Origin of the sequence: Winogradskyella sp., from assembly GCF_013213975.1 — a bacterium.
GTDB lineage: Bacteria > Bacteroidota > Bacteroidia > Flavobacteriales > Flavobacteriaceae > Winogradskyella.
The window spans coordinates 1-22,480 of sequence record NZ_JABSST010000016.1 but is presented as its reverse complement, the minus strand read 5'-3'; the positions used below and the strand labels follow the sequence as shown (position 1 = coordinate 22,480).

General features: G+C 32.4%; 25 protein-coding genes. 5 read left to right on the top strand and 20 right to left on the bottom strand.

Annotated elements, in window-relative coordinates; genetic code table 11:
- Positions 1 to 239 precede the first annotated feature (239 nt).
- The 12 genes from HRU49_RS03540 to HRU49_RS03485 form a co-directional block, all read right to left on the bottom strand.
- Positions 240 to 953 carry a LytTR family DNA-binding domain-containing protein gene (locus HRU49_RS03540; RefSeq protein WP_296354231.1) on the bottom strand — a complete coding sequence of 238 codons (714 nt, stop codon included), beginning with the start codon at positions 951 to 953 and terminating at the stop codon, positions 240 to 242.
- Positions 954 to 962: 9 nt separating this feature from the next.
- A complete protein-coding gene (locus HRU49_RS03535) occupies positions 963 to 1,280 on the bottom strand; it encodes an Hpt domain-containing protein (RefSeq protein ID WP_296354229.1) in 318 nt (105 codons plus the stop codon).
- The gene (locus HRU49_RS03530; protein WP_296354227.1) at positions 1,267 to 2,430 is read right to left on the bottom strand and encodes an ATP-binding protein; all 1,164 of its coding nucleotides are present in this window, start codon (positions 2,428 to 2,430) and stop codon (positions 1,267 to 1,269) included. The genes HRU49_RS03535 and HRU49_RS03530 overlap by 14 nt, the downstream gene beginning before the upstream one ends.
- Positions 2,430 to 3,527, bottom strand: a complete 1,098-nt coding sequence (locus tag HRU49_RS03525; protein WP_296354225.1) for an FIST N-terminal domain-containing protein — start codon at positions 3,525 to 3,527, stop codon at positions 2,430 to 2,432. The genes HRU49_RS03530 and HRU49_RS03525 overlap by 1 nt, the downstream gene beginning before the upstream one ends.
- Position 3,528: 1 nt before the next feature.
- On the bottom strand, positions 3,529 to 5,112 hold the full coding sequence (locus HRU49_RS03520; protein ID WP_296354223.1) for a PAS domain-containing sensor histidine kinase: 1,584 nt from the start codon (positions 5,110 to 5,112) through the stop codon (positions 3,529 to 3,531).
- 7 nt (positions 5,113 to 5,119) lie between these two features.
- Positions 5,120 to 5,659 carry a heme NO-binding domain-containing protein gene (locus HRU49_RS03515; protein ID WP_296354221.1) on the bottom strand — a complete coding sequence of 180 codons (540 nt, stop codon included), beginning with the start codon at positions 5,657 to 5,659 and terminating at the stop codon, positions 5,120 to 5,122.
- Complete coding sequence (locus tag HRU49_RS03510; RefSeq protein WP_296354220.1) at positions 5,659 to 6,069, bottom strand: response regulator; 411 nt, start codon at positions 6,067 to 6,069, stop codon at positions 5,659 to 5,661. Before HRU49_RS03510 ends, HRU49_RS03515 begins: the two co-directional genes overlap by 1 nt.
- A 614-nt stretch (positions 6,070 to 6,683) precedes the next feature.
- Positions 6,684 to 7,292: a DUF4230 domain-containing protein gene (locus HRU49_RS03505; RefSeq protein WP_296354218.1), complete on the bottom strand. Its 609-nt coding sequence runs from the start codon at positions 7,290 to 7,292 to the stop codon at positions 6,684 to 6,686.
- Positions 7,293 to 7,335: 43 nt separating this feature from the next.
- Entirely contained in the window at positions 7,336 to 8,085 is a 750-nt protein-coding gene (locus tag HRU49_RS03500) for a cyclase family protein (RefSeq protein ID WP_296354217.1), read from the bottom strand.
- The gene (hemW, locus tag HRU49_RS03495) at positions 8,082 to 9,215 is read right to left on the bottom strand and encodes a radical SAM family heme chaperone HemW (RefSeq protein ID WP_296354215.1); all 1,134 of its coding nucleotides are present in this window, start codon (positions 9,213 to 9,215) and stop codon (positions 8,082 to 8,084) included. The genes HRU49_RS03500 and hemW overlap by 4 nt, the downstream gene beginning before the upstream one ends.
- Positions 9,216 to 9,234: 19 nt before the next feature.
- Entirely contained in the window at positions 9,235 to 9,789 is a 555-nt protein-coding gene (gene ruvC, locus HRU49_RS03490) for a crossover junction endodeoxyribonuclease RuvC (protein WP_296354213.1), read from the bottom strand.
- Between the two features lie 3 nt (positions 9,790 to 9,792).
- A complete protein-coding gene (locus HRU49_RS03485; RefSeq protein WP_296354211.1) occupies positions 9,793 to 10,431 on the bottom strand; it encodes a cell envelope biogenesis protein OmpA in 639 nt (212 codons plus the stop codon).
- Between the two features lie 27 nt (positions 10,432 to 10,458).
- Here HRU49_RS03485 and HRU49_RS03480 point away from each other — a divergent pair, with 27 nt between their 5' ends.
- The 4 genes from HRU49_RS03480 to HRU49_RS03465 are packed head-to-tail and all read left to right on the top strand — an operon-like array spanning position 10,459 to position 14,218.
- Positions 10,459 to 11,427, top strand: coding sequence for a lysylphosphatidylglycerol synthase domain-containing protein (locus HRU49_RS03480; protein ID WP_296354209.1), 969 nt, complete (start codon positions 10,459 to 10,461; stop codon positions 11,425 to 11,427).
- Entirely contained in the window at positions 11,424 to 12,563 is a 1,140-nt protein-coding gene (locus tag HRU49_RS03475) for a glycosyltransferase (RefSeq protein ID WP_296354207.1), read from the top strand. Before HRU49_RS03480 ends, HRU49_RS03475 begins: the two co-directional genes overlap by 4 nt.
- 50 nt (positions 12,564 to 12,613) lie before the next feature.
- On the top strand, positions 12,614 to 13,480 hold the full coding sequence (locus HRU49_RS03470) for a hypothetical protein (RefSeq protein WP_296354205.1): 867 nt from the start codon (positions 12,614 to 12,616) through the stop codon (positions 13,478 to 13,480).
- On the top strand, positions 13,481 to 14,218 hold the full coding sequence (locus tag HRU49_RS03465; RefSeq protein WP_296354203.1) for a Bax inhibitor-1/YccA family protein: 738 nt from the start codon (positions 13,481 to 13,483) through the stop codon (positions 14,216 to 14,218).
- On the opposite strand, the gene HRU49_RS03460 is transcribed toward HRU49_RS03465, so the two are convergent.
- The 5 genes from HRU49_RS03460 to HRU49_RS03440 are packed head-to-tail and all read right to left on the bottom strand — an operon-like array spanning position 14,215 to position 18,508.
- A complete protein-coding gene (locus tag HRU49_RS03460; RefSeq protein ID WP_296354201.1) occupies positions 14,215 to 14,691 on the bottom strand; it encodes a hypothetical protein in 477 nt (158 codons plus the stop codon). The genes HRU49_RS03465 and HRU49_RS03460 overlap by 4 nt on opposite strands.
- A gap of 41 nt (positions 14,692 to 14,732) precedes the next feature.
- Entirely contained in the window at positions 14,733 to 15,209 is a 477-nt protein-coding gene (locus HRU49_RS03455; RefSeq protein ID WP_296354258.1) for a CDC27 family protein, read from the bottom strand.
- A 6-nt stretch (positions 15,210 to 15,215) separates the two neighbouring features.
- Positions 15,216 to 15,866, bottom strand: coding sequence for a tetratricopeptide repeat protein (locus HRU49_RS03450; RefSeq protein ID WP_296354199.1), 651 nt, complete (start codon positions 15,864 to 15,866; stop codon positions 15,216 to 15,218).
- Positions 15,867 to 18,146, bottom strand: a complete 2,280-nt coding sequence (locus HRU49_RS03445; protein ID WP_296354197.1) for a M56 family metallopeptidase — start codon at positions 18,144 to 18,146, stop codon at positions 15,867 to 15,869.
- A 2-nt stretch (positions 18,147 to 18,148) separates the two neighbouring features.
- Positions 18,149 to 18,508 carry a BlaI/MecI/CopY family transcriptional regulator gene (locus tag HRU49_RS03440; protein WP_296354195.1) on the bottom strand — a complete coding sequence of 120 codons (360 nt, stop codon included), beginning with the start codon at positions 18,506 to 18,508 and terminating at the stop codon, positions 18,149 to 18,151.
- A 121-nt stretch (positions 18,509 to 18,629) separates the two neighbouring features.
- On the opposite strand from HRU49_RS03440, the gene HRU49_RS03435 reads away from it, so the two are divergent.
- Positions 18,630 to 19,127, top strand: a complete 498-nt coding sequence (locus HRU49_RS03435) for a DUF456 domain-containing protein (protein WP_296354194.1) — start codon at positions 18,630 to 18,632, stop codon at positions 19,125 to 19,127.
- 236 nt (positions 19,128 to 19,363) lie between these two features.
- On the opposite strand, the gene HRU49_RS03430 is transcribed toward HRU49_RS03435, so the two are convergent.
- The 3 genes from HRU49_RS03430 to HRU49_RS03420 all read right to left on the bottom strand — a co-directional run bounded on the left by HRU49_RS03430 (position 19,364) and on the right by HRU49_RS03420 (position 22,411).
- On the bottom strand, positions 19,364 to 20,032 hold the full coding sequence (locus HRU49_RS03430; protein WP_296354192.1) for a response regulator: 669 nt from the start codon (positions 20,030 to 20,032) through the stop codon (positions 19,364 to 19,366).
- A gap of 79 nt (positions 20,033 to 20,111) precedes the next feature.
- Positions 20,112 to 21,974, bottom strand: coding sequence for a tetratricopeptide repeat-containing sensor histidine kinase (locus HRU49_RS03425; RefSeq protein WP_296354190.1), 1,863 nt, complete (start codon positions 21,972 to 21,974; stop codon positions 20,112 to 20,114).
- Between the two features lie 197 nt (positions 21,975 to 22,171).
- Positions 22,172 to 22,411, bottom strand: coding sequence for a hypothetical protein (locus HRU49_RS03420; RefSeq protein ID WP_296354188.1), 240 nt, complete (start codon positions 22,409 to 22,411; stop codon positions 22,172 to 22,174).
- Between the last annotated feature and the right edge of the window lie 69 nt (positions 22,412 to 22,480).

Below are 22,480 nucleotides of genomic sequence, written 5' to 3'. Positions count from 1 at the left end.
TTGAATAGGCAAATAAGGTCCACAGATTGCGCTTAAGCTTCGATGAATGGTTTAAAGAAATGTTTAGTTAAAAAAATAAGACAGTAAAAATACTTTTACTGTCTTATCATGCTATCTATTCCAAAAACCTACTTTTATGAATACTTCAAAGATAATTCTTAAACCTTTTTAGGTGAGCAAAAAATCGTTAATATGCCCTTGCTAAACGTTGGATAACAGAATTTAGCAGGTAAGCGGATTTATAATAGGTTAAGACGTTTCATTAGTTCTGATCGATTAGACCGACTTACAGGAATAACATCTTTTTTTATTAACACACTATTATCTTCGATATCTATAATTTTAGATACGTTAATAATATAGGAACGATGTACTTTTAGAAATATAGTATCAGGTAACTTTTTCTCTATATTTTTTAATGTAGAATGAACCGTGTAATTTTTCTCTTCAGTCTTGATTAGAATATAATCCCCTTTGGCTTCTACTAAATAAATACTGGGAATATCAATTTTTATTAATCGTCTATCAATATTAACATACAGGTCATTTCCTGAAGCTAACTCTACGGACTCTCTATTTATTGACTTAGCAATTCCATTAGTAGATGTTGCCTCGGCCTTTTGAATGGCTTTTTGAAAACGCTCTCGGGTAATTGGTTTTACCAAATAATCCACGATGCAATCATATTCAAACGCTTGAATTGCAAAATTAGGATCGGAAGTGGTCAAAATAATCTTTGGAGGATTACTTAAAGTTTCTATAAAATCAAAACCCGTAAAATCTGGCATATGAATGTCTAGAAATATGAGATCTGCTTCATTCTGGTTTAAATATTTAATGGCTTGAATCGCATTTGGAAATTCTTCTAATGCAGTGAGACTAGAAATACCGTCACAAAGTTGAGAAATAATTGCTCTTGCTGTAACTTCGTCATCAATAATAATACAATTCATAGGATTGGCTTATAAGGTCTTTAAAAAATCTGTCATGTTTTGCAAAATGACCTCAAAATCTTCTCTACAATTAGTATTTCCATTTAAAAGATTATTCTCAAAGTCTACTGCTACTTCATAACTCTTAACGAGTCCTAAAATACTAATTTTATGCTTAAGCTTATGTACATTTTCTGCAGCTTTCTGATAATTTCTAGCATTTACATTATTAAAGTATACTGCTTTCTCCTCAGGAAATTCTTTCTGGATGATATTTATCAATTTTTGTTCAAAGGCTCTGTCTCCTCCAGACATGCTTTCAATATAAGATAAATTAGGCTGTTCCATTTGGCTCTTTTTTTAGAGTGAAATTAAAAGAAGTACCTTTTCCTAATTCAGAGGTTAACCAAATATCACCACCATAAAGATCTACAATCTTTTTAACCACAGACAAACCAATTCCTGTTGACTTTTGGTTATTTTCTAACTTCTGAAAGGTCTTAAAGATTTTTTCAAAATACTTTTCCTCAATTCCTTTTCCGTTGTCCTTGACATAAAATTCCCAGAATTGATCTTTATCTTCTACACCAATTTCAATTTTTCCCTTTTCTTTGTCATTATACGCAATTGAATTACTTATTAGATTTTGAAATAATTGCTGTAATCGATACTTATCACCTTTAACAACAGGCAATATTGACTTTTCAATATCTATATTTTTAGGAATTTGAATCATTATTAATATCTCATCTATTAAAAGGTTTAAATCTACATCAAATATCTCAACACTTGTTTTTCCAATAGTAGAATATTCAAGTATACCATTAATCAGTGTGTCCATCTTTTCAACGCTAGATCTTATAGTGTTAATTTGATTTTTACCTGTATCATTTAACAGTTCTCCATAATCTTCTTTCAACCAAGATGTTAAAGCGTCAATACTACGCAACGGTGATTTTAAATCATGAGATACCATATGCGCATAATCACTTAGTTCCTGATTTTGGACTTCCAAATTATGTAATAACTGTTCTTGCTCTTTAAAGGCTCGACAAGCCTTAAGATGTACAGCAAACTTTTGTATTACTGGCGATAATTGGTTCAAATCTTTAGATGTTATATTATCTTTTCTAGAATACAGAAATAAAAAGCCGTGATTGTTTAAATTAAAGACTATGGTTTTACCAGTACTAATAGATATCGGTGCAATAGAAGACATTAAATCTGTTGTTTCTACTATAGAATTATTTTGAATTTTATTGAGTTTTTCTAGCACCTCTTGATTATTTGACTTAATGTCTTTTCCAAATGGTAAGGCATATGTAGATTTTAATACATTATTATGTGGCTCTAAAATCCAAGCAGCATTTAAACTTTTTCGCTTTAAAATTAATTTAAGAAATGAGTCACAGCTTTCTTTATAATTTAAAGATTTACCTATGGCCATAGCATACTCATAAAGCTGAAGAATTTCTAAAATATGATTTTCTACTTTCATTATTCAAACAAACCTACAACTACCGTTTTATTATAAAATTCTAAAAAACCCTCCCCATATGAAGAAATCTCACCTATCGTCAAAGCACCACCAACGGAAATGTTAGAAAATTGATTTTTTAAAGTACTTGTTATCGCATTGAGCTCTTTATCAAAATTATTCTCTAAAAATAGTATTCGCGATATACAGTCTATAATAATAGCTTTTTTAGGCTGAGTTGCTTGATTGACACTATCTAAGGCTGCCTCTTCCGCAGCTGCAACTAGGGACTCTTCATTTCCATTTAAAATATCAACTAAAGTATTTTCCTCTAGCTCGCCTACACAAACCAATTCTTTATTTTCATTAACCATTAAAGGGTCTCTCACAATACATTCAGCACCATCTTTAATGATCCCGAAAGGATAGCCTTTTGCTATATCAAAAAAGTTTTCGTCATTAAACGTCTTTCCTGAATGCGCTTCTACAACTTCCTTATAGACTTCAAAGGGGTTTCTCCAGTTAATTTCTTTAATTACATTGCCTTGTGCCTTAGTAATTATGAATGGCCCTTCAACTTTCTTCCAACCATGCCTTACACCAATCTTAGACGTCATTCTTAAAACACCAAATACTGCAGCATCCATAAAGATCCCTTCATTACAAAATACACATGGCTTTTGTTCTAATGACAAACTACCTGCACCTCCACCAAAATAATTAGTTTGCATTCCATAATTCTCATATAATTCACTTAAATAGTTTGAAATATTGGAGGTTAAACCATCCACATAGGTAAGGATGCTGTAGTCTACATTATCCTCAAAACTCACCTTAGGAATACTGTACTCTTTTGAACTAATATTTTTAATTAAGAACATAGATTCCATATTGTTAAGTGTGTTTACAACAATCCCTTTATCCAATATAGAATTACCATGTATAACCTTTGGAAAAAGACCACCCATGAATTTTATCTCTGTTTTATTTAATTCATCTATTAAATGGCCAATGTCAATTTCTGTATGCTCACCTATTGTAATTAAAGCGGCATTTTGCTTAACGTGATTTAAGATTTTCTTTACAATCTCATCATAATTTGTAGATGTGACTAACATACTATTTTTTTAAAGTGAAGTAAAATATTGTTCCTTTTCCAAGCTCACTTTCGAGCCTAATTTCTCCTCCATGCAATTCAACGATTTTTTTAACTATAGATAATCCAACACCTGTTGATTCCTTACTTTTATTAAGTGTATGAAAAATTTTAAAAATCTTGTCATGAAATTGCTTTTCTATTCCAATGCCATTATCACCTACTGAAAATTCGTAATACTGCGCTGATTCCTTCATCGAAATCTCAACTCTACCCTCTTCTTTATCTATAAACTTTATGGCATTGCTGATAAGGTTTTGAAATAATTGTTGTAGCTTAGGCTTAAAGCCTTTAACGACAGGAAGTTTCACCTTCACACTCACTTCAACGTGCTCTGGAATATATAAAATCTCTAATAATCCAGAAACTAATTCGTCGAGATCTACATCCGCCTTTTTATCTGTATCTTCTGTTACGCTCGAATAAATTAAAACGTCCGTAATGAGTTGTTCCATCTTTTCTAAGGTGATTTGAATGAGATTTATATTGTGAAAACTTACCTCATCAAACTTATCTTTATTATCTTCTCTTAGCCAGGTAACAAGCGCATCAATACTACGTAAAGGTGATTTTAAATCATGCGACACAATATGCGCGTATTCTTGAAGTTCATCATTACTTTTCTCTAATTTTTTCAGTAATATTTCTTTCTGTAGCTCTAAATTTTTAAACTCAGTAATATCTAAATGAATACCTATAGAACCGATCACCTCGCCTTTAACATTATAGTTAGGTGCACCACTTATTAACCAATAGCGCAGCTCCTTCATTTTATTTACAATCTTTAATTCATAAGAATTGGAAATCCCATCTAAGCGTCTTTTATTTTCTATTTCAATTACTTTTTCCTTATCAGCCTCAAAAAGTTCGGCGGCCCTAGAACCTAATAATTCTTTTTCTGAATACCCTGACATTTCAACAAATCGTTGATTAACCATTAGAATTTCATCATCATTATTGACCTCAACCAATCCAAGATTCATATTAGCAATAATATTTCTATATTTTTGGCGCTCCGCCTCAACCACTTCTTGATATGCACTTTCAAGTGTAATATCCCTTACGATACCTTGCGCGCCGACGGCTTGTTCATTTTCATAAATAATAGATGCATTAATATGTACAAACTTTATGTCTTTTTTATTGGTAAGAATTTGAATCTTAAAATCTGTTAAAGAGCCTTCATTTAAGAGTTTTTTAAACGACTTCTGAACTTTTTTCAATTCTTTGGGTAAAACCATAGACATCAAATTAGAACTGTCTTTTGTGGACTCGAAACCTAAAAGATCAACAGCGGCGTTGTTCATTTTAAGAATATTACCCCATAAATCCATGATTACATAGGCGTCAACAATATTCTCAAATACACCTTGAAGCTGAGAACTAGTCTTAGAATACGAAGTTTGAAGTTCAGCATTAGCAGCCTTAAGCTTAAGATTTACCTCATAAAGCTCGGCAGACTTTGCCTCAAGAATTTCTTCTGCAGCCTTTCTCGAGGCCTTTTCTCTTGCAAGCGCCCTTTTAAGTACCTCTTCGATTTGACTCATGTAGCTGCTATCCTCTGTTAATAATAAACCTTACTTCTGTTCCTTCGTCGTTCAGTTTTTCTATTTTAATTTTAGCTGGGACTTTAAATAATTTGAAAGTTTCTAACATAAGTCCTTTACCAAGAACGTATAAGGCCTTATCAGATTTATAAGTTAATACCATACTACTTTCCGTACGTTCTTCCAATTCAAACGTAGGTAGTTGTGCATCTGGATAAATTTTCTGAACCTCGACATGAATATGATTTTCAATAGAGGCCAAAAGGTCCATGGGATTTTGGTAATGACTGACCAAATCTGGATGAGATTTGATTAATACAGCAAACAAATGCTCTGAATAGACCATCAATAAGTCATCCACAGCAATATTTGTATTAGCACTTAAATGAGATAATAGCTGCAACATCTCAGAGAATTCGTATGTCCCAACAGCTGTATATATGCCCCCAGAATCTAGATTTGCCTGATTTATAATTTTATCTACCATTTCTAGACCAAACTTTTCTTCCACTAAGTCTAAGAATTCGGTAAAAATTATTCCCTTCATTAAGTTGTAATCAATTCATTTATACTCCAATATGCTAATAATTTTTCAATTTTGGAAACATAATCTTCATATTTTAAAGGTTTTAACACATAACCAGCGATACCAGTTTTAAAACATTCCAATAAATCACGCTGATTATTTGAGGTAGTTAAGATTATAGTCGGGATGTAACTCAAGCGTTCGTCTGCTTTTAATATTCTTAAGAATTCTATGCCATTAATTTTAGGCATATTAAGGTCTAGGAGGATTATATCAGGCAAATTATTTTTTTGCTGTAATAATTCAAGGGCTTTTTCACCATTGTTGGCTTCAATAATTTTGTGATTTAGATTGAGGGACCCTGTTGCTCTCTTCAGTTTCATAACCTCTATCAGATCATCTTCGATTAAGAGAATGTTGATAGTTTTCATATTTTTTTTTATACGGGCAAATTTAACTCGGGTATAACAATTATATCAAAAAGTTCGTTTGAGGGCAATTTCTTGTCGGCGAATTGCTTCTTACTATCGACGAACGGGACGAATAAGACTATCTATTCAAAGTTAAAATCATAAAAAATTCATTATTCATTAATACATTTTATAGCTTAATATACTAACTTGTATTAATGAACAATAGGGTTTTTCGTTGACGATAATCTTTAAAACGTTAAATGGTTTCTCTTGATCTTTAAACTGTTTTTGAAGCTTATCTCGATTCCATTTGGATTGACCCTTATACCAACTCATAGGAATAAACTATCGGTTTTCCTATCATTTGAAAAGAGAGGCCTGTTTTGTAAATCTTAATGCTATTCCAAAGGCATTTATGTATATGGCAGCCAATATTCCTTCCTTATAATTTGCTCTCAATTCTTAAACGTATTCTGGATTGCATTTTAGGTTTAAAAACCCTTCACCATCTTACCATATAGATCAGCATGCTAAGGCAAATAATATATGACACACCACTTTAAAAACGAATACATCTTTATTAAATTTAAAGTACTCATTTACAGTTTAATGGGTTCTGTAGTCCTCAATGTTTATTCCAAAAGCTTTTTCTCGCCATCCTCAATTTTTAAGGCAGAATAATCTAGGGTCCAACCAATGGTCTCGACTAAATTCTCAATTAGCTGAATAGCCTCTAAAGCTTCAAGTCGAGCAACATTATACAAACCACTTTCTGGAATTTTATCTTTTATGTGAGTTTTGGCTTGGGTATGTAACTCAGTTAAATCTGACGCATCGAATTTGTTAAACATGCCATCTTTTTTATCGTAATAGTTAATATCACTTTCTATAGACAATACTTCTGGCTGTGGAAAATGCGATAAGACTACAGTCTTGGTTTTTGGGTTAGAGCGCATTTGTACTTTACTTAGATCAAAACCAACATGGGCTTTAGCATTAATTACAACAAGTGCTTTTTTCTTACTAGAAATTAACTTTAGAAACTTTTCTTTAACATCTTCATAATGATAGATCTCAGCAAAATCACCTTCAACAGTTATAAATTTACAAACACGCTTTATTTTATCTAAGAGAATGATAGATTGTGCATTTGTGGTTTGTTTTGTCTTCCATTGCTTATACAATGTCACTAACCCTAAGGTTACTAAAATGCTTATAATTATGATAAAAAATGTTTCCATATCTATAAATAAGAACTTACCTATTACTATTTGTCACTGCCTATTAATTCATCACTTTGTACAAAATTGGTTTACTTGGGGTGGCATCATTTTCAAAAGGGGCTATCTGTATATTAAGCAAATACATCCCATCGTCTATTTCATTAGACACGTAAATAAATTCCGTAATGGTTGCGTCTTTTCTTAATTGACCATGATAATTCCAAAAGGCTTTATGTCCTCTTAATTCCCCTCCATCTTCTTCTCGGTCTACACTTGGCAAGTCTACCAATAAATGGCGCACCCCTTTGCGAACCAAAAGCTTTATAGCTTCTTCTTGAAAATAGGTCCAATTTGTATGAGAATATTGTTTTGTTTTCTTATCACTAGTATTGGGAATTGTACGCACAACAATCGCATCTCGTTTTTTATTCCCAATAGCGAACTGTAATTGTTTAGCTGATATAACTGAATCTTCGCCTAGCTTTTCTGGCGCCACAGTAATGACCTCGGCTAAAAAGAAAAATTGCTTTAGATGTTTATTTATAGAATGTACTTCTTCTGTAATATGCCCTGCCATTTCGGTATGGGTACCGTGTGAATGTGGATTAAACGTAATCGTATTGAAATTGACTGACGCCCCTTTTTTTACACTAATGGTATCACCATCAAAAACTTCGGCTTCTATTTTTGGTGGTCCAATATACCAAGCATTTACATTAGTCCCTGATCCTTTTACAGGAATCGAAATATCTAAGGGTTTTTCTAAATCAACTTTTAATTTCTTAGAATTGTATTGTATGGTTGCTATCAAGATAAATTAAGTTTAAATAGTTCGCTTGCTATACCATCACTTAAGAATTGACCTTTTTTAGTTACTCTTAAATGCTCACCATCAATATACAACAAATGCTGATTTATAAAAACATTAGCTTGCTCAATTAGGTAGTCTCTTAATATGGATCCAAAATCTTTCTCAACCTTATCTAAGGAAACTCCCCAAATGGTACGTAGACCTGTCATAATATACTCGTTGTATTGATCTATTTTAGTAAGATGTTCTATTTCCATAGGTAAGTCACCATTTAAAATAGCCTTTATGTACTTTGAGTTATTTCTAACATTCCAACCGCGTTGCTTACCATTAAATGAATGCGCAGAAGGACCAATTCCTATATAGGACTTGCCTTGCCAATATGCCGAATTATTCTTACTAAAGTATCCTACTTTGCCAAAATTTGATAATTCATAATGAATAAATCCTGCGTCTTCCAATTGTTCTTTTAAAATGTGAAATTGCTCATGAGCTTGTTCGTCATCTACATTCTCAATAATCCCTTTTTCAATAAAGGAGGCTAAGGCTGTTTTAGGTTCAACAGTCAATGCGTAGCTCGATATATGTGGCACTCCAAAACTTAAGGCCATCTCAATATTTTTTATCCATTGCTGATTCGATGCTCCTGGAATTCCATAAATTAAATCGAGTGAAATATTATCAAAGTGCTCCACAGCTATTTCTAAACAAGCTTTGGCTTCCTGGGCATTGTGAGCGCGATTCATTAATTTTAAATCGGTCTCAAAAAAAGACTGTATACCAATACTTAGTCGATTTATTGGAGTATCGGTTAAGGCTTCTATTCTATTATAAGACAAATCATCAGGATTAGCCTCTAAAGTAATTTCTGGATGCGCCATAACCGAATAATTAAAATACACTGCATCAATAATGGATTGCAACTCATTATTAGTTAATAAACTTGGAGTGCCGCCACCAAAATATATGGTTTCAACTTCAGTGCTTTTAAATTCCTCTTTACGAAGTTCTAACTCGGTTATTAAAGCTTGAATAAGTTCGTCCTTCTTTTTCAACGAAGTCGAAAAATGAAAATCGCAATAATGACACGCTTGCTTGCAAAAAGGAATATGGATATAGATGCCTGCCATTTAATTAACCTCAAAAAATTTATTTCTTTACACGATCCTCATTCTGCTTTACAAAAGCAGACCAACCCGAATAGCTCTTGCCCACTTCCACTCTTCCTTGGTTGTAAAAGTGACATACTGCTGCCGCAAGTCCATCGGTAGAATCCAAATTTTTAGGTAGCGATTTTAACTGCAATAAGCTCTGTAACATTTTTGCGACCTGTTCTTTGCTAGCGTTGCCATTTCCTGTTATTGCCATTTTAATTTTCTTAGGAGAATATTCGGTAATAGGCACTTCTCGCGATAAACCTGCTGCCATAGCAACACCCTGAGCACGACCTAGTTTTAACATACTTTGCACATTCTTACCAAAGAAAGGAGCTTCAATGGCTATTTCATCCGGATGATAGGTGTCGATTAATTCTACCGTACGTTCAAAAATGAGCTTTAGCTTTAAGTAATGATCGTTATATTTTTTGAGATGCAATTCGTTTAATTGCATAAAAGACATTGTCTTGCCGACAACTTTTATAAGACCAAATCCCATAATAGTAGTGCCAGGATCAATACCCAATATTACTTTTTCTTTACTCATAATTTAATCGCAGTATTGACAACCGCTCAAAGAAACGGCAAGTCCTAATGTAACATTAAATACGTTACCATTAAATGCTCCTAAACCACTCAAAACTGGATCGTAATCATTTAATGATGTAAAGCCATATATATATGCCGTATCAACATACACAGAAACCTTTTCGCTTACAGCATAATGTACTTCTAAACCACCTAAAACATTTAAATAGGATTGTTTATTTTCACCCAAATTTCCCAACGGTTTCACAAAAGAAAACCCAGGACCACCATGTAGGATGGTACGTAATCGTGGTGGCAGAAACCCAAGATATTCCGTTGGATCAAAAACAAACTGGACGTTAATTCTTGAGTAATTCATCTTTACTTCTGGAGATATTTCTTCAAGTTTAAACCTATTAAAACCATAATCAAGTTTTACACCAATAGTACGTTTAAACATGTGTTGCAGCCCTAGATTTACAGTTGGAAAATTTATTGCCTGTGCATAGGTTCCTTCTACAAAACCATCTGTTGTAGGATAATTAAACCCTAATGCAATAAGAGCTTTCCATTTGCTAGTAGCTTTAAACTGAGCCTGTGCATACAGACCAAAAAAAATAAAACTCAAAAGAATAAGGTTATGTCTTAATTGGAGCTTCATCTGAGCGTTTTTGATTTAATTTGTAAAATGCTGTTGCGCTTACCTTACAAAACTAAACAATTCTTCTTTGTACTTATTAAGTTAAGTATTGTTGTTGGCGCATTTTACTTTATATATACCAAACTAACAGAAAACAAAGAGTTAAGTTTTAGTGAATTTTGGGATTTTTCGACCAAAAACGACCGTTTTTCAGCAAAAATTATATGTTTTTTACTCATTTTAAGCAGTTTCAATTGGTTTTGTGAAATAGTGAAATGGCAAAATTTGGTAAGCGCTATCAAAAGAATCACTCTACAAAATTCTCTTGAACAAACCTTAGGAGGATTAACAGCTTCAATTATAACTCCTAACCGTATAGGAGATTATGGCGCCAAAGCCATGTACTTTGAGAAACCGCTTAGAAAGCGCATACTATTTCTAAATTTATTGGGTAACCTTGGACAGATGGGAGTAACAACCCTCTTAGGATGTGCTGGTTTAATAGTATTTATAAATAGATATGATGTTTCGGTTGATTATTATCGGATAGCTCGATTTCTAGGAATAGTAGTCATTGTAGTTTGTTTAATCCTATTCGGATTAGGCCATAGACATTTTAGAATTAAGGGATATACACTTCAAAATGTTTTAAATCATACAAAAGAGATTGCGCTAATAATTCATCTTAAGACTATTTTATTATCACTTTTGCGTTTCCTTACGTTTTCGTTTCAGTTCTTTTTTCTTATGACCATATTTCAGATTGAATTAAACTATTTAGATGCTATGGTCCTAATTACAAGTATGTATTTCTTAGCTTCTATTATTCCTACCATTTCAATTTTCGATGTTATTGTTAAAGGAAGTGTTGCGGTTTTTGTATTTAGCTATGCAAATATTGATGAGTTACGAATTCTATCCATTATAACCTTGATGTGGATACTCAATTTTACTATTCCTAGCATTTTAGGAAGTTACTATGTCCTAAAATTTAAGCTACCCAAAACCTCAACATGATTGCAACTAGCCTTATCATCATAATTGTTTTTTATCTTTTTACTATTGCAGTATTGGTTATTGGATTTGATAAAGTCAAGGATTTTAACCTACGTGATTTACAATCTAAAAATAAGTTTACAGTTATTATTCCATTTAGAAATGAAGCTGAAAATCTTCGGGAACTCTTAAGTTCAATATATAGATTAAATTATCCAATAACACATTTTGAAATTATTTTAGTCAATGATGAATCTCAAGATAATTCCATTGAAATAATTAACACATTTATTCCAAAGTCCAATCTTAAAAATTCTGCTAGCATAACAGTTATTGATAATTTAAGGCGTACTAATTCACCAAAGAAAGATGCCATTTCTTCAGCAATTAAAAAAGCGAAATACGACTGGATTATTACTACAGATGCTGATTGTGTTTTACCCAAATATTGGTTGGATGCTTTTGATGAATTTATACAAAGCAACAATCCGATTTGTATAGTTGCACCAGTGCGTTATCAAAATCCTAATACCTTCTTAGATCGGTTTCAAACCTTAGATTTTTTAAGTCTACAAGGCGCCACTATTGGAGGTTTTGGAATAAAAGAACCCTTTTTAGCAAATGGAGCAAACTTTGGATATAAACGTTGTGTATTTTTAGAAATTAATGGTTTTACTGGCAATGAAAATATTGCCAGTGGTGATGATATATTCTTACTTGAAAAATTTAAGAAATTAAACATCAAAGAGGTTTCCTATTTAAAATCCGATTTGGCAACTGTAACTACCAAACCTGTATGCAATTTTGAATCCTTAATTCAGCAACGCCTACGATGGGCCTCTAAAACTAGTCACAACCCAAATTGGTTTTCAAAATTCCTTGGACTAATTGTATTTTTAGGGAATTTTGCTTGTATTCTTATGTTCTTATTAATGTTATTTCAGATATTGAATGTGAGGACTGCTGTTGCCCTTTTAGTTATAAAATTTGGTGTTGATTTCTTATTACTTTTTAAAACTTCTCGATTTTTTAAACAAGAATCTGTTCTGTTATCTTTTTTATCCTCGAGTATTTTATATCCTCTATTTAGTGTGGCCGTTGTCTTACTTTCCTTTTTTAATTCTTTTGAGTGGAAAGACAGAGGATTTAAGAAATAGAAACTTCAGATATTTTTGGTAGCTTTACTCATACCAAATCAATAAAAACAATGAAAAAACTAATTATAACCTTATGCCTTTGTTTGGTGTTTCACTTTAATTATAGCCAAGAAATCTACGCAATAAATGGCGAAACCCTAGAGCTGAAAACCGAGTTAAATGGATCACTCGATTTACTGTGGAATATCATCGATGGTAATTATAGATATTTTATAAAAAAATCGGACGGGAGCATTACTGAACTCAAAAACACCAAGGGTTCAGATAATAAATATCAAGAAGAATATAAAACGGTCTTACAAGAAGCTACAGGTGGATTATCTACAGACAAGGTTAAACTAACCTTATATAGTCTAAGAAACTTTATTGACGCCTATAATACAAGTAAAGATTCAAATTACACGTCATTTTCAACAACAGAAAGCGGTGTTCAATTTAGACTTGGATTTTCGGCCGGAATTACTAATAATCCTTTTGTTGGAAACACAGACAATAATAAGAACCTACTAATTGGTGCTGAATTGGAAATTTATGAAACTACCAATTTACCAAGACACTCTGGTTTTTTTCAGTTAAGACATGCTTTTCAGAGTGATGATTTCCCATACAGTACAACAGAGCTGTCGTTAGGATATAGGTACAGGATAATCAACAAGGCAAAATTTTCAATTTATGGGCAACTAAAAATGGCAACACTTAACTTTTCTAGTGTTACTTTTGAAAGCGAATCCAACACAGAAATTGACCAAAGTGACACTTCATTCGACATTCCACTCATCTTTGGAATTGGTTCTGACATTAAAATTGGAGACCATAGTTTTTTGACTATAATTTATGGTGAACTATTTGCGGTTCTATTAGATAATCAAGGTAATTTTTCTACTGATATTGCGATAGGTTATAAATTTAATTTATAAGTGAGTTTAAGAAACTTTAAAACCTCTAATCCTGTCTTTAACGGATACTTCTGGGAAGATGGTAAGTCTGCTTCTAAGAAAATGACAGTCACCGGAATTTTCCTGAAATCTATTATTAGTATTTTAGTTATTGCTGGTATTACGGCATACTTATGGAAGCTAAATGAAGCAAGTATGTCTCTACGATGGTTTAGCCTTGGAGGCATGTTGGGTGCTATCGAAATTAGTATAATAATTTCTGTTAGACAACAATGGGCGCATGTTTTGGTGCCACTATATGTCATTGCAAAAGGCTTGTTTTTAGGAGGATTTTCTGCTTATGCGCATCAAAATTTCCCAGAACTGCCTTATCAGGCTATAGGTGTAACTATTGTAACGTTCTTTGTCATGTTAATGCTTTATCAGCTTAGAATCATTGTGGTTACTAAAAAATTACGAAGTGTCATCATTACAGCGACTGTAAGCATAATACTCACTTACCTGATTTCATGGATCCTTAGCTTTTTTGGAATTAAACCTTACATCTGGGGAACATCTTGGTTTGCAATTGGTTTTAATATTGTCGCAGCTATTGTAGCTTCCTTTGCGCTACTTTTAGATTTTGATTACATAGAGCGTTACAAAAACAAGGCTCCTAAACACAAAGAGTGGTTAGCTACTTGGGGACTCTTGGCAACACTTATTTGGCTGTATGTAGAAGTTCTGAGGCTAATGCAAAAATTAGCCATTCGATTCTAGTTTATCTTTACTATAATTGGCAACTCAAAGGCTGTTGTCACTTGCTGCCCTCGCTTTATTGCTGGATAAATTTTCGGAATACCTTTTAAACTCTCATGTAATAAACTATCAATTTCAGGAATTTGAATGACGGTTTCTGGTTTAATTTTCATTTGCTCTATTACTAAGGTTCCTTCCTTATCTATTATTAATTTTAAGCGAATCGTATCATTAATATCTTCTGAAACAACAATATTTTGATTACTCAAAAAGGTATTAACATGAGCTAACAGGTTGTCCTGAAAACACGCTCGACTTTCTATTTTTCCTGAAACTGAAGAGCAATCATCAAAGGTTGGATAAGTATCCACATCATTCCAATTAAACGTCTGCAATTCTTCCTCTAACAAGTCTTCTGGATTAACCTTTTGCTTTTCAAAATAACTGCAAGATGTAAGCGACAAAAGTATAATAAAAACAGCTATTCGATTCATTATGAAAATTCTAAAACCGAAAAGTACAATATTTTTAGATTTTAGTCTTCTTCCTTAAATTTTTCTTCCTTGAGTTGTCTTAAGCGCTCCTCAGCATACAAACCAAAGGGACTTTTCTCATGCTTCTTAAGATAATCTTCATAGAGTTTAATTTTTGTATCGATATCGGCATAATATTCATCCTTAGTTCTTATTAAATAAAACTCAGATATCATATTTTTAGAATCCTCTTTTAAAGATTGTTGAAATGCTTTTATGGCTTCATCGTACTTTTTCTGTCTATTCAAGACAGTACCCAAGCGCTGGTATTCGTCCGATAGGGAAACATCACGAAGTGTTAGCGACTTAGAAATAAAATCTTCTGCCATCTCATAATTGCCAAGTCGTTCATAATACGTCCCAATAACAAACATGGCATTGGCATTATAGGGATTATAATTAAGCGCCTTTTTTCGGTGAAAGATGGCATCTTCATAATCCGAATTCTGAGCATAACTAAGACTTAGCTTTTCATGAATAAACTCTTATGCTTCCCCTAAGTCTATTAGCTTATTAAACCAAACAACAGCATGTGTATAATACTCCTGAAAATAATAAGCCTGCGCCTTTAAACTTATGAGCTCAATACTTTCAGAATAATTCTGTAAGCCTTTATCAATTAGAGCATGAGCTTGCTCAAATCGTCTTTTAAAAATATGCCGTTTGGCAATTTTAAAAATGGCCTTTTGGTGAGAATCATCAATCTCATATGCTTTTTTAAAGCTGTTTATGGATAAGGTATCATGTTGTTTTTCAAGAACAATACCTAGTTCGTAATGCAAATTTGGATTTAGACTATCATTTAAAATAAGACCTATTAATTCATTTTTCGCGATTTCAAATTTTTTTGTCCGCATCAAAAGCTTTGCATAGTCGTATCGAACCTTTAGATTATTGGGCTCTAATGCGATTGCTTGCTCATAATATTTTAAACCTTCACCGTAATTTCCGAGCGCTATATAAGCCTTGGCAATCTTGGCATAAATACCCTCTTCATTTTCTAATGTTTTATAAGTCTTAATGGCTTTAGAATAGGCGCCAAGAGCATAGTATTCATCAGCTTGTTGAATGCCAGTTTGTCCATAAACCAGTTCTACAACTACTATAATAAAGACAGATAATAGGTAACGTTTCATTTAATCATTGCTCTTTTTATCCTCCGCTATCATAAATACAATGGGTATACTTAATGGCACATCTACCTTTTCTCCATTATTTTCACCAGGAATAAAATCGGGTAATAATTTAATAACACGTAGTGCTTCTTCTTCTAGCTTTTTATGTGTTGCCCTTGCCTTAAGGTCTTTTATCTTACCTCGTTTATCTATTTCAAAATTTACAAAAATACGCTGTTTCCCAGCAGGTAAATCTAGAGCTTCCGCCATTTTCGTGTTAAAGTTCCTAGCCAAAAATACATTAACCGCACTTACAGTGCACTTTTTACGGTCTTCATTACTAACCAAAGCCTCACAATCAGGATGAATTGGAAATTTTTCAATAACTGAAGCAGCGGTCTCTTCTATTTCTAGACTGTCTTTTTTCTTAAGATCTTCTACAAATCTTTTATAATTTGGAGTACTTGTGCGAGAAGATTCACTTTCTGCAATTTGAAATACAATGGGTAAAGCGTATTGTACTACTACCTTTTTCCCTTTTTGCGTACCAGCTGTAAAGTGTGGTAACATATTAATGACTCTATATGCTTCCTTCTCAAGAACTTCATGCGACGCTCGGGTCTTTATACCTATAACCTGTCCTTCTTTATCAATTTTGAATTGTGCAAATATACGTTGCTTACCTTTAATCCCAAGTGAATCGGCTATATCAGTATTGAAATTTTTAGCAACGTGCTTTGAAACAAATTGACTCATGCATTGCTTGCGCTCTTCATTGGTCTTGAGTGTCTCACATTCGGGTAGTGTAGGAACACTTTCGATAACATTGAACGGTACTTCAACAATATCTTCGACTTTTATTTGCTTATTTTCACTTTCATAAGTATTAGAGTCATAAAGAACAATTTTAGATCCTCCCACAGCCTCGCAAACCACTAGCTTGTGGAAATTATTATCAGCATTTAGCTGGTTTAATAGCGCATCAAAACGTATTTGTTCAGCATTAGTCTTATTATCCATATCATTTACTACCAGTCTCAATTCACCTTCACTGGCATTGACCTCCCAGCGATCCTTGGCTTCATCTGATTTTAACCAATCTCTATGCTCAGCATAGGAAGACATTAGTTTCATTTTATGGGCTATATCAATTATCTCATCTGTCAATTCACCTTTTTCAGATGTGCGCTCCTCCATTTTCTCACCTATATAACGCATATAAGCAATTGATTTGTAATACACTTCTTTAGAAATCACATACACATCATCACTTTTACCATCCATTCCTACTGATCTTGCTATTTCAAGAAACGAACTTCCGCTTTTCTCCATGGCAATTAATTCATTATAATACTCCTTTATTATTGGTTCTTCATTTTGTTCTTGTTGAACATTCAGAGTTTTACTAGAGCTCTGTTGTGCCATGACTTCAGTAGAGGTATAAATAACCATTCCGAATATCAATGGTAATAGTAGCGCATACTTAAGTGTCCTAATTTGACTTGATTTTGATTTTTGTAACATAGCGATTCGTTTTTTGATTAATGATTTTTTATAAAACGTATTTGTAAATGAGATACTATTAACGTTGAAAATTTGATTGAGTAAACTCTGATAATAGGCCTTCTTACCATTCTGTTTTACCGCTTTGGCATCAGCAATGAATTCGTGAAGTTCCTTTATTCTTATTTGGTATATATATACCAATGGATTGAACCATAATACAATACGTAATATCTCGAAGAAGAGTAAATCTAAACTATGCCACTGTTTAACGTGTACCATCTCATGTTTATAGATTGCATTTTTTTGGGAAGTTGAAATCTGTTCACCTAAGAAAATGATTCTAAAGAAAGAAAAGGCTGCTGTGCTATTACTTAGTTCTACAACAAGAATATTACCTTCCCATTGCTTAGGATTCTTAAATTTTAACCAAAATATTTTTAATATTTTTGAAATAAAAATCAACGTGGCTATCCCAATACCAGCAATTGCAATAATTTGCCATAATGGTATTGATAGCTGTTCTAGTATAATACCTGATTGTTCGACCACTACGATGTCTTGTTGCGTAATTAAGGGTTCACCTATGAAGACTTCAGGTAATTGAATAACCAAATCCTTGGTTGTAACTTCTCGTAGTTTGGGAAATCTAATAAATGGCAGTACTAACGAAATTATTGATGTGCTTAGTAAATATGCTCTGTTATAGTTAAAAAAAGTCTCTTTTCTAAGTAAGAGGTCATAAACCAATAAAAATATAGCCTGAAACGCAATAATTTGAAATATTGTATAAAGCATATCTAGTTATTTTTATTGATTTCATTTAATAACGTTTCAATATCCTTAACATCTACATCATTTTTTTCAACAAAAAATGAGACCATACTTTTAAAGGACCCTTGAAAATAATTATCAACTAATTTATTTATAGACTGATTACTGTAAGCTTCTTTTTTTACAATTGGAAAATACAAATGTCCTTTGCCCTGCTTTTCATAATCTACAAATCCTTTAGACTCTAAGATTCTTACAATTGTAGACACCGTGTTATAAGCAGGCTTGGGTTCTGGTAATAGCTCTATTATAGATTTAACATTGGCCTTTTCTAGCAGCCAAAGCGCCTGCATAATTTCTTCCTCTGCTTTAGTAAGTTGTTTCATTAAACTAAGTTTTTAGTTGTGTAACCAATCAAATATAACTAATATTTTAGTTTAAACTAAGTTTTTAGTTAAAAATTGTAACAAAACGCTATTACCTGCGTCATACCAATAAATTTAATTTATGGAATTATTCTTGGTGATTTTATCGCTATTGTTGATGCTGCTTGGTTTGTTAGGTAGTTTTTTACCAGTTCTTCCAGGCCCTTTAACCAGTTGGGCTGGACTTTTAGTGCTTCATTTTACGGATGGTGTTGATCTAAGTAATACCTTTTTAATTCTTACGCTAATGGTGGCCATATTTATCTATGTACTAGATTATATTATACCAGCTATAGGTACAAAACGATTTGGAGGAAGTAAAGCTGGAATCATTGGCACCACAATAGGACTTTTTATTGGCCTCATTGCTCCTATTCCTTTTGGTATTATTGTTGGTCCGTTTATAGGCGCTCTAGTTGGAGAAATGGTTCATAGAAACGATATAAAAAAAGCCTTGAAGGCAGCATTAGGATCATTTTTAGGTTTTATAGCATCGACCTTTTTAAAATTTATTGTTGCTATAATTTATTTAGGCTTTTTTATTGTGAAGCTATCAGAACACAACGCCAATTGGTTCTAAGAAAAAACCTAGTCCTTACGTGTAGAACTAGGTTTAATTTTCTTGCTATTAACTCAACAATTACTAAGAGGGATTAATTAATTCTTGTTGACTCGGCGTAAATATATATTAGCCATACATAATTTTGCTGCGGTAAAACCTCAAACTTATTGTGGTAAAACCGTAATTTTCAATTATAATAAAGGATTTGAGCTGATTTTTGTGTTAAACCAAAACAACTTTTTTTCTATATTTTCTTACAAATACCCTTTTACTCGTGCTTCTTGAAGTAAAGTTTCGTCTTTTCCATCTACAACTGAAAATAACAATTTAAGCTGTTTTTTTCTTTTTTCGATGGCACTTGTAGATAAAGGAATATACTCACTTAAACTTTTCGTCTTTATGCCTTGAGACAACAGATGAAGAATTTTTCGATTTATATCATCGACATAGATTTCGCTAGTAATTGTTTTCTTAACATAATTACTTACTGTACTACTATAGTAAGGAGGGTATTTGAGGATTTGCTGAAAAGCATCTGCCAATTCCATAGAGGTTAAATCACTTTTTATTAAAAACCCATCTGGATTTATCTCTTTAATAATGTTATGAATTCTAAACGATTCATTAAACATGGTTAGGATTATAATCTTGGCATCTGGAAGAACGCGTTTTGCTAATAGTGCTAAATCTTCACCTGAGGCATATTTACCATCTTCAGAAGCGGGTAAACTAATATCGAAAAAACACACATCATAGGGAGTTGCTTTGGACGCTCTATTTATCATTAACTGTGCGGTATCACAATTGTTTGCTGTATCAATAAGCAAGGTTTGATCATCTTCTTTGGTTGCCATTAAGACGTTTTGGTAACCTTCAATGATAATTGGGTGATCATCTACCATTAAGATGTTAATATGTTTCATCCGTGTCTTTAATTAAATTATTTGGGACAGCGGGACTCTCAATTGTCATTATAATCCATTCGGATTAACGAGCAAATTTTTATGAAGGACTATTGTATGGAATAGAAACATTAATCTGTGTACCTTCTCCTTGTTGAGAATTAAAGTCTATTTTACCTTTAATATCCTCAACACGAGACGTCATGTTTTTCAAACCAATTCCTTTCTTGCTCTTTGATGTGTCAAATCCCTCTCCATCATCGATGATGTCTAAGCAAATTACGTTTTTTTCTAAAAAAATGCTAATTTTTATAGTCTTGGCATTGGCATGTTTATAGATATTTTGCATGGATTCTTGTATAACCCTGTAAATGTTGATTTTAGTCTTATTGTTAACTGTATCCCAATTTATATCATCGGTATAATCAAAGTCAGATTCTAAGCCATAAGCCTGAGTTTGGGTCTCAATTAATTCTGAAACGATATCCATAAAACCAGATCCTGACACAAAATCCATATTTAATTCATGCGAAATTTTACGAATATCTTCTTCAATGGTTTTTAACTGACCAATATAATTGGCTCTGGTCATCATAGCGTCTTTTCCATCCTTAAAATTGATACTATCTAGACTTAAACGTGTACCAAAAAGACGTCCCAAAACACCATCGTGAAGTTCTTCTGAGATACGTTTTTTCTCTTGGGTTCTTGCTTCGTCGACTTTATCCTGCTGACTTAACATAAGATTGTATATGTCTTCATTTGCTTTCTGCTGAACTTGAACTAGCTTAAGTTTTCTGTTCTTAGCACGTTGTGAAATCACGATATAAGTTAAAACTGCTGTTAACAGCAAACCAAGAGAAATCAGAATTAAATAAAAATTCTCTTTTGAAATTTGCTCGTTTTCGGCTTCAATTTGATCAGTGTCATATTTTATTCGTGCGTACTTATTCCTATTTGCTCTCTCTACCTTTAACAAACTATCATTAAGAATTATATGTTCACGTAAGTAAGAATTACTCTCCTCTCCCTCTGTTAAGCTTGAAAGAAGCATCATTGACTCAAGATATAACTCGTTTATTGGAATTTCACTTGAAATTCGATAACTCTCTTTAGCATAAAATAAAGACGATTCAGACTTATTATTTGCCTTATAAAATTTTGCCAAATCAATTGACGAAGCTAATTTCGTGTAAGGATCGTCAATACTGTCAGCAATTTTTAGTGCACTCAAAAAGTCCTTTTCTAGGGATTCATAATTATACTTGCCTTTTAAAAATTTCGTAAATGCATAATTATTTAATATCAAAGCATAAAAGACAATATCAGTTTTTTTGAGAGTAGGATCATTAATAAGTTCATTATAGATATTCAAAGCTTTTTCATAATCACCTTTTGCTCTATATGGTAATGATAAATTATTTAAGGTTTCTAAATATAAATCATTCCCATAATTAATTCTCTTAGTTAATTCTAATGCCCGATTATGATACTCTATTGACTTATCATAATTATCAAGCTTATAAGAAACACTACCAAGTAAATTTAACAGCAGATACTTATCATTACTTTTGTCGTCAACTTTTAGAACATTTAACAACCTTAATGCTTCGATTGCATTTTGTTCACTCCCCAAATAATCTTTTTCATTATCTTGAATTACTGCGATACTATAAAGAACTTCCGCTTTTTCATTTAGAATTCCATTACGATTGAAAAAATCAAAGGCCTCTATAAGGTACCTGTACGATGTAGCATTATCATCATCAATTTGATAATAATACCAACCTAGGTTTTTGTTTATATATGCTATTGCACTTGAATCGTTAAGTTTCTTAGAGAGTTTTAGATTATCTAGACTAATATCTTTGAATATTTCATAATCACCATTTATTAAATGAATATAACTTAATCCTCGATTAGTATTTAGTATAAGAGTGTCATTTTTAGTTTCGTCTGCCATACTGCTCGCAATTTTTGAATAGTTCAACCTTTCTGCCGTGTCTAGTAGTTCATTCTCGGATAGCTCTGTTAATTTCTTAATCGAATCATACAATCTCTCGTTACTCTGACTAAACATATTGTTAGTCAAAATAAAAAATAAAAGAAATTTAACTAAGTAAGGCTTCAAATTGGGAATGCAGATTGTTTAATTCAAATTTATGCTTTTTGGTTAACAAATGAAGATGGTCTAATAGGTAGGTTAAATACAAATTTTTCAATTTTTGGTGCTATTTTATCTGTTGAAGTTTTGTTCTGTATTGTCGCTTTTACTATATTTTTCGCAATATTGTCAATAGTTCTTATAATCAAATCTGCCCCTTTTTTCATCATTATATTATGTATCTTTTCTTTTTTATCACGTTTGCTGTCTTCCCTACTGTGTATGTGAATACACATATGCATATATAAAAAAATATAGACAATATATGTACAGTACACAGATAGTAAACATATATATTATATGTA

What these genes read in the sequence shown, in the direction of transcription:
- HRU49_RS03530 (WP_296354227.1), bottom strand. Translation starts at nt 2,430, where the DNA reads ATGAAAGTAGAAAATCATATTTTAGAAATTCTTCAGCTTTATGAGTAT.
- HRU49_RS03515 (WP_296354221.1), bottom strand. Translation starts at nt 5,659, where the DNA reads ATGAAGGGAATAATTTTTACCGAATTCTTAGACTTAGTGGAAGAAAAG.
- ruvC (WP_296354213.1), bottom strand. Translation starts at nt 9,789, where the DNA reads ATGAGTAAAGAAAAAGTAATATTGGGTATTGATCCTGGCACTACTATT.
- hemW (WP_296354215.1), bottom strand. Translation starts at nt 9,215, where the DNA reads ATGGCAGGCATCTATATCCATATTCCTTTTTGCAAGCAAGCGTGTCAT.
- HRU49_RS03435 (WP_296354194.1), top strand. Translation starts at nt 18,630, where the DNA reads ATGGAATTATTCTTGGTGATTTTATCGCTATTGTTGATGCTGCTTGGT.
- HRU49_RS03480 (WP_296354209.1), top strand. Translation starts at nt 10,459, where the DNA reads ATGCTGTTGCGCTTACCTTACAAAACTAAACAATTCTTCTTTGTACTT.
- HRU49_RS03430 (WP_296354192.1), bottom strand. Translation starts at nt 20,032, where the DNA reads ATGAAACATATTAACATCTTAATGGTAGATGATCACCCAATTATCATT.
- HRU49_RS03420 (WP_296354188.1), bottom strand. Translation starts at nt 22,411, where the DNA reads ATGTGTATTCACATACACAGTAGGGAAGACAGCAAACGTGATAAAAAA.
- HRU49_RS03535 (WP_296354229.1), bottom strand. Translation starts at nt 1,280, where the DNA reads ATGGAACAGCCTAATTTATCTTATATTGAAAGCATGTCTGGAGGAGAC.
- HRU49_RS03540 (WP_296354231.1), bottom strand. Translation starts at nt 953, where the DNA reads ATGAATTGTATTATTATTGATGACGAAGTTACAGCAAGAGCAATTATT.
- HRU49_RS03485 (WP_296354211.1), bottom strand. Translation starts at nt 10,431, where the DNA reads ATGAAGCTCCAATTAAGACATAACCTTATTCTTTTGAGTTTTATTTTT.
- HRU49_RS03475 (WP_296354207.1), top strand. Translation starts at nt 11,424, where the DNA reads ATGATTGCAACTAGCCTTATCATCATAATTGTTTTTTATCTTTTTACT.
- HRU49_RS03440 (WP_296354195.1), bottom strand. Translation starts at nt 18,508, where the DNA reads ATGAAACAACTTACTAAAGCAGAGGAAGAAATTATGCAGGCGCTTTGG.
- HRU49_RS03470 (WP_296354205.1), top strand. Translation starts at nt 12,614, where the DNA reads ATGAAAAAACTAATTATAACCTTATGCCTTTGTTTGGTGTTTCACTTT.
- HRU49_RS03445 (WP_296354197.1), bottom strand. Translation starts at nt 18,146, where the DNA reads ATGCTTTATACAATATTTCAAATTATTGCGTTTCAGGCTATATTTTTA.
- HRU49_RS03505 (WP_296354218.1), bottom strand. Translation starts at nt 7,292, where the DNA reads ATGGAAACATTTTTTATCATAATTATAAGCATTTTAGTAACCTTAGGG.
- HRU49_RS03525 (WP_296354225.1), bottom strand. Translation starts at nt 3,527, where the DNA reads ATGTTAGTCACATCTACAAATTATGATGAGATTGTAAAGAAAATCTTA.
- HRU49_RS03510 (WP_296354220.1), bottom strand. Translation starts at nt 6,069, where the DNA reads ATGAAAACTATCAACATTCTCTTAATCGAAGATGATCTGATAGAGGTT.
- HRU49_RS03450 (WP_296354199.1), bottom strand. Translation starts at nt 15,866, where the DNA reads ATGAAACGTTACCTATTATCTGTCTTTATTATAGTAGTTGTAGAACTG.
- HRU49_RS03460 (WP_296354201.1), bottom strand. Translation starts at nt 14,691, where the DNA reads ATGAATCGAATAGCTGTTTTTATTATACTTTTGTCGCTTACATCTTGC.
- HRU49_RS03425 (WP_296354190.1), bottom strand. Translation starts at nt 21,974, where the DNA reads ATGGCAGACGAAACTAAAAATGACACTCTTATACTAAATACTAATCGA.
- HRU49_RS03520 (WP_296354223.1), bottom strand. Translation starts at nt 5,112, where the DNA reads ATGAGTCAAATCGAAGAGGTACTTAAAAGGGCGCTTGCAAGAGAAAAG.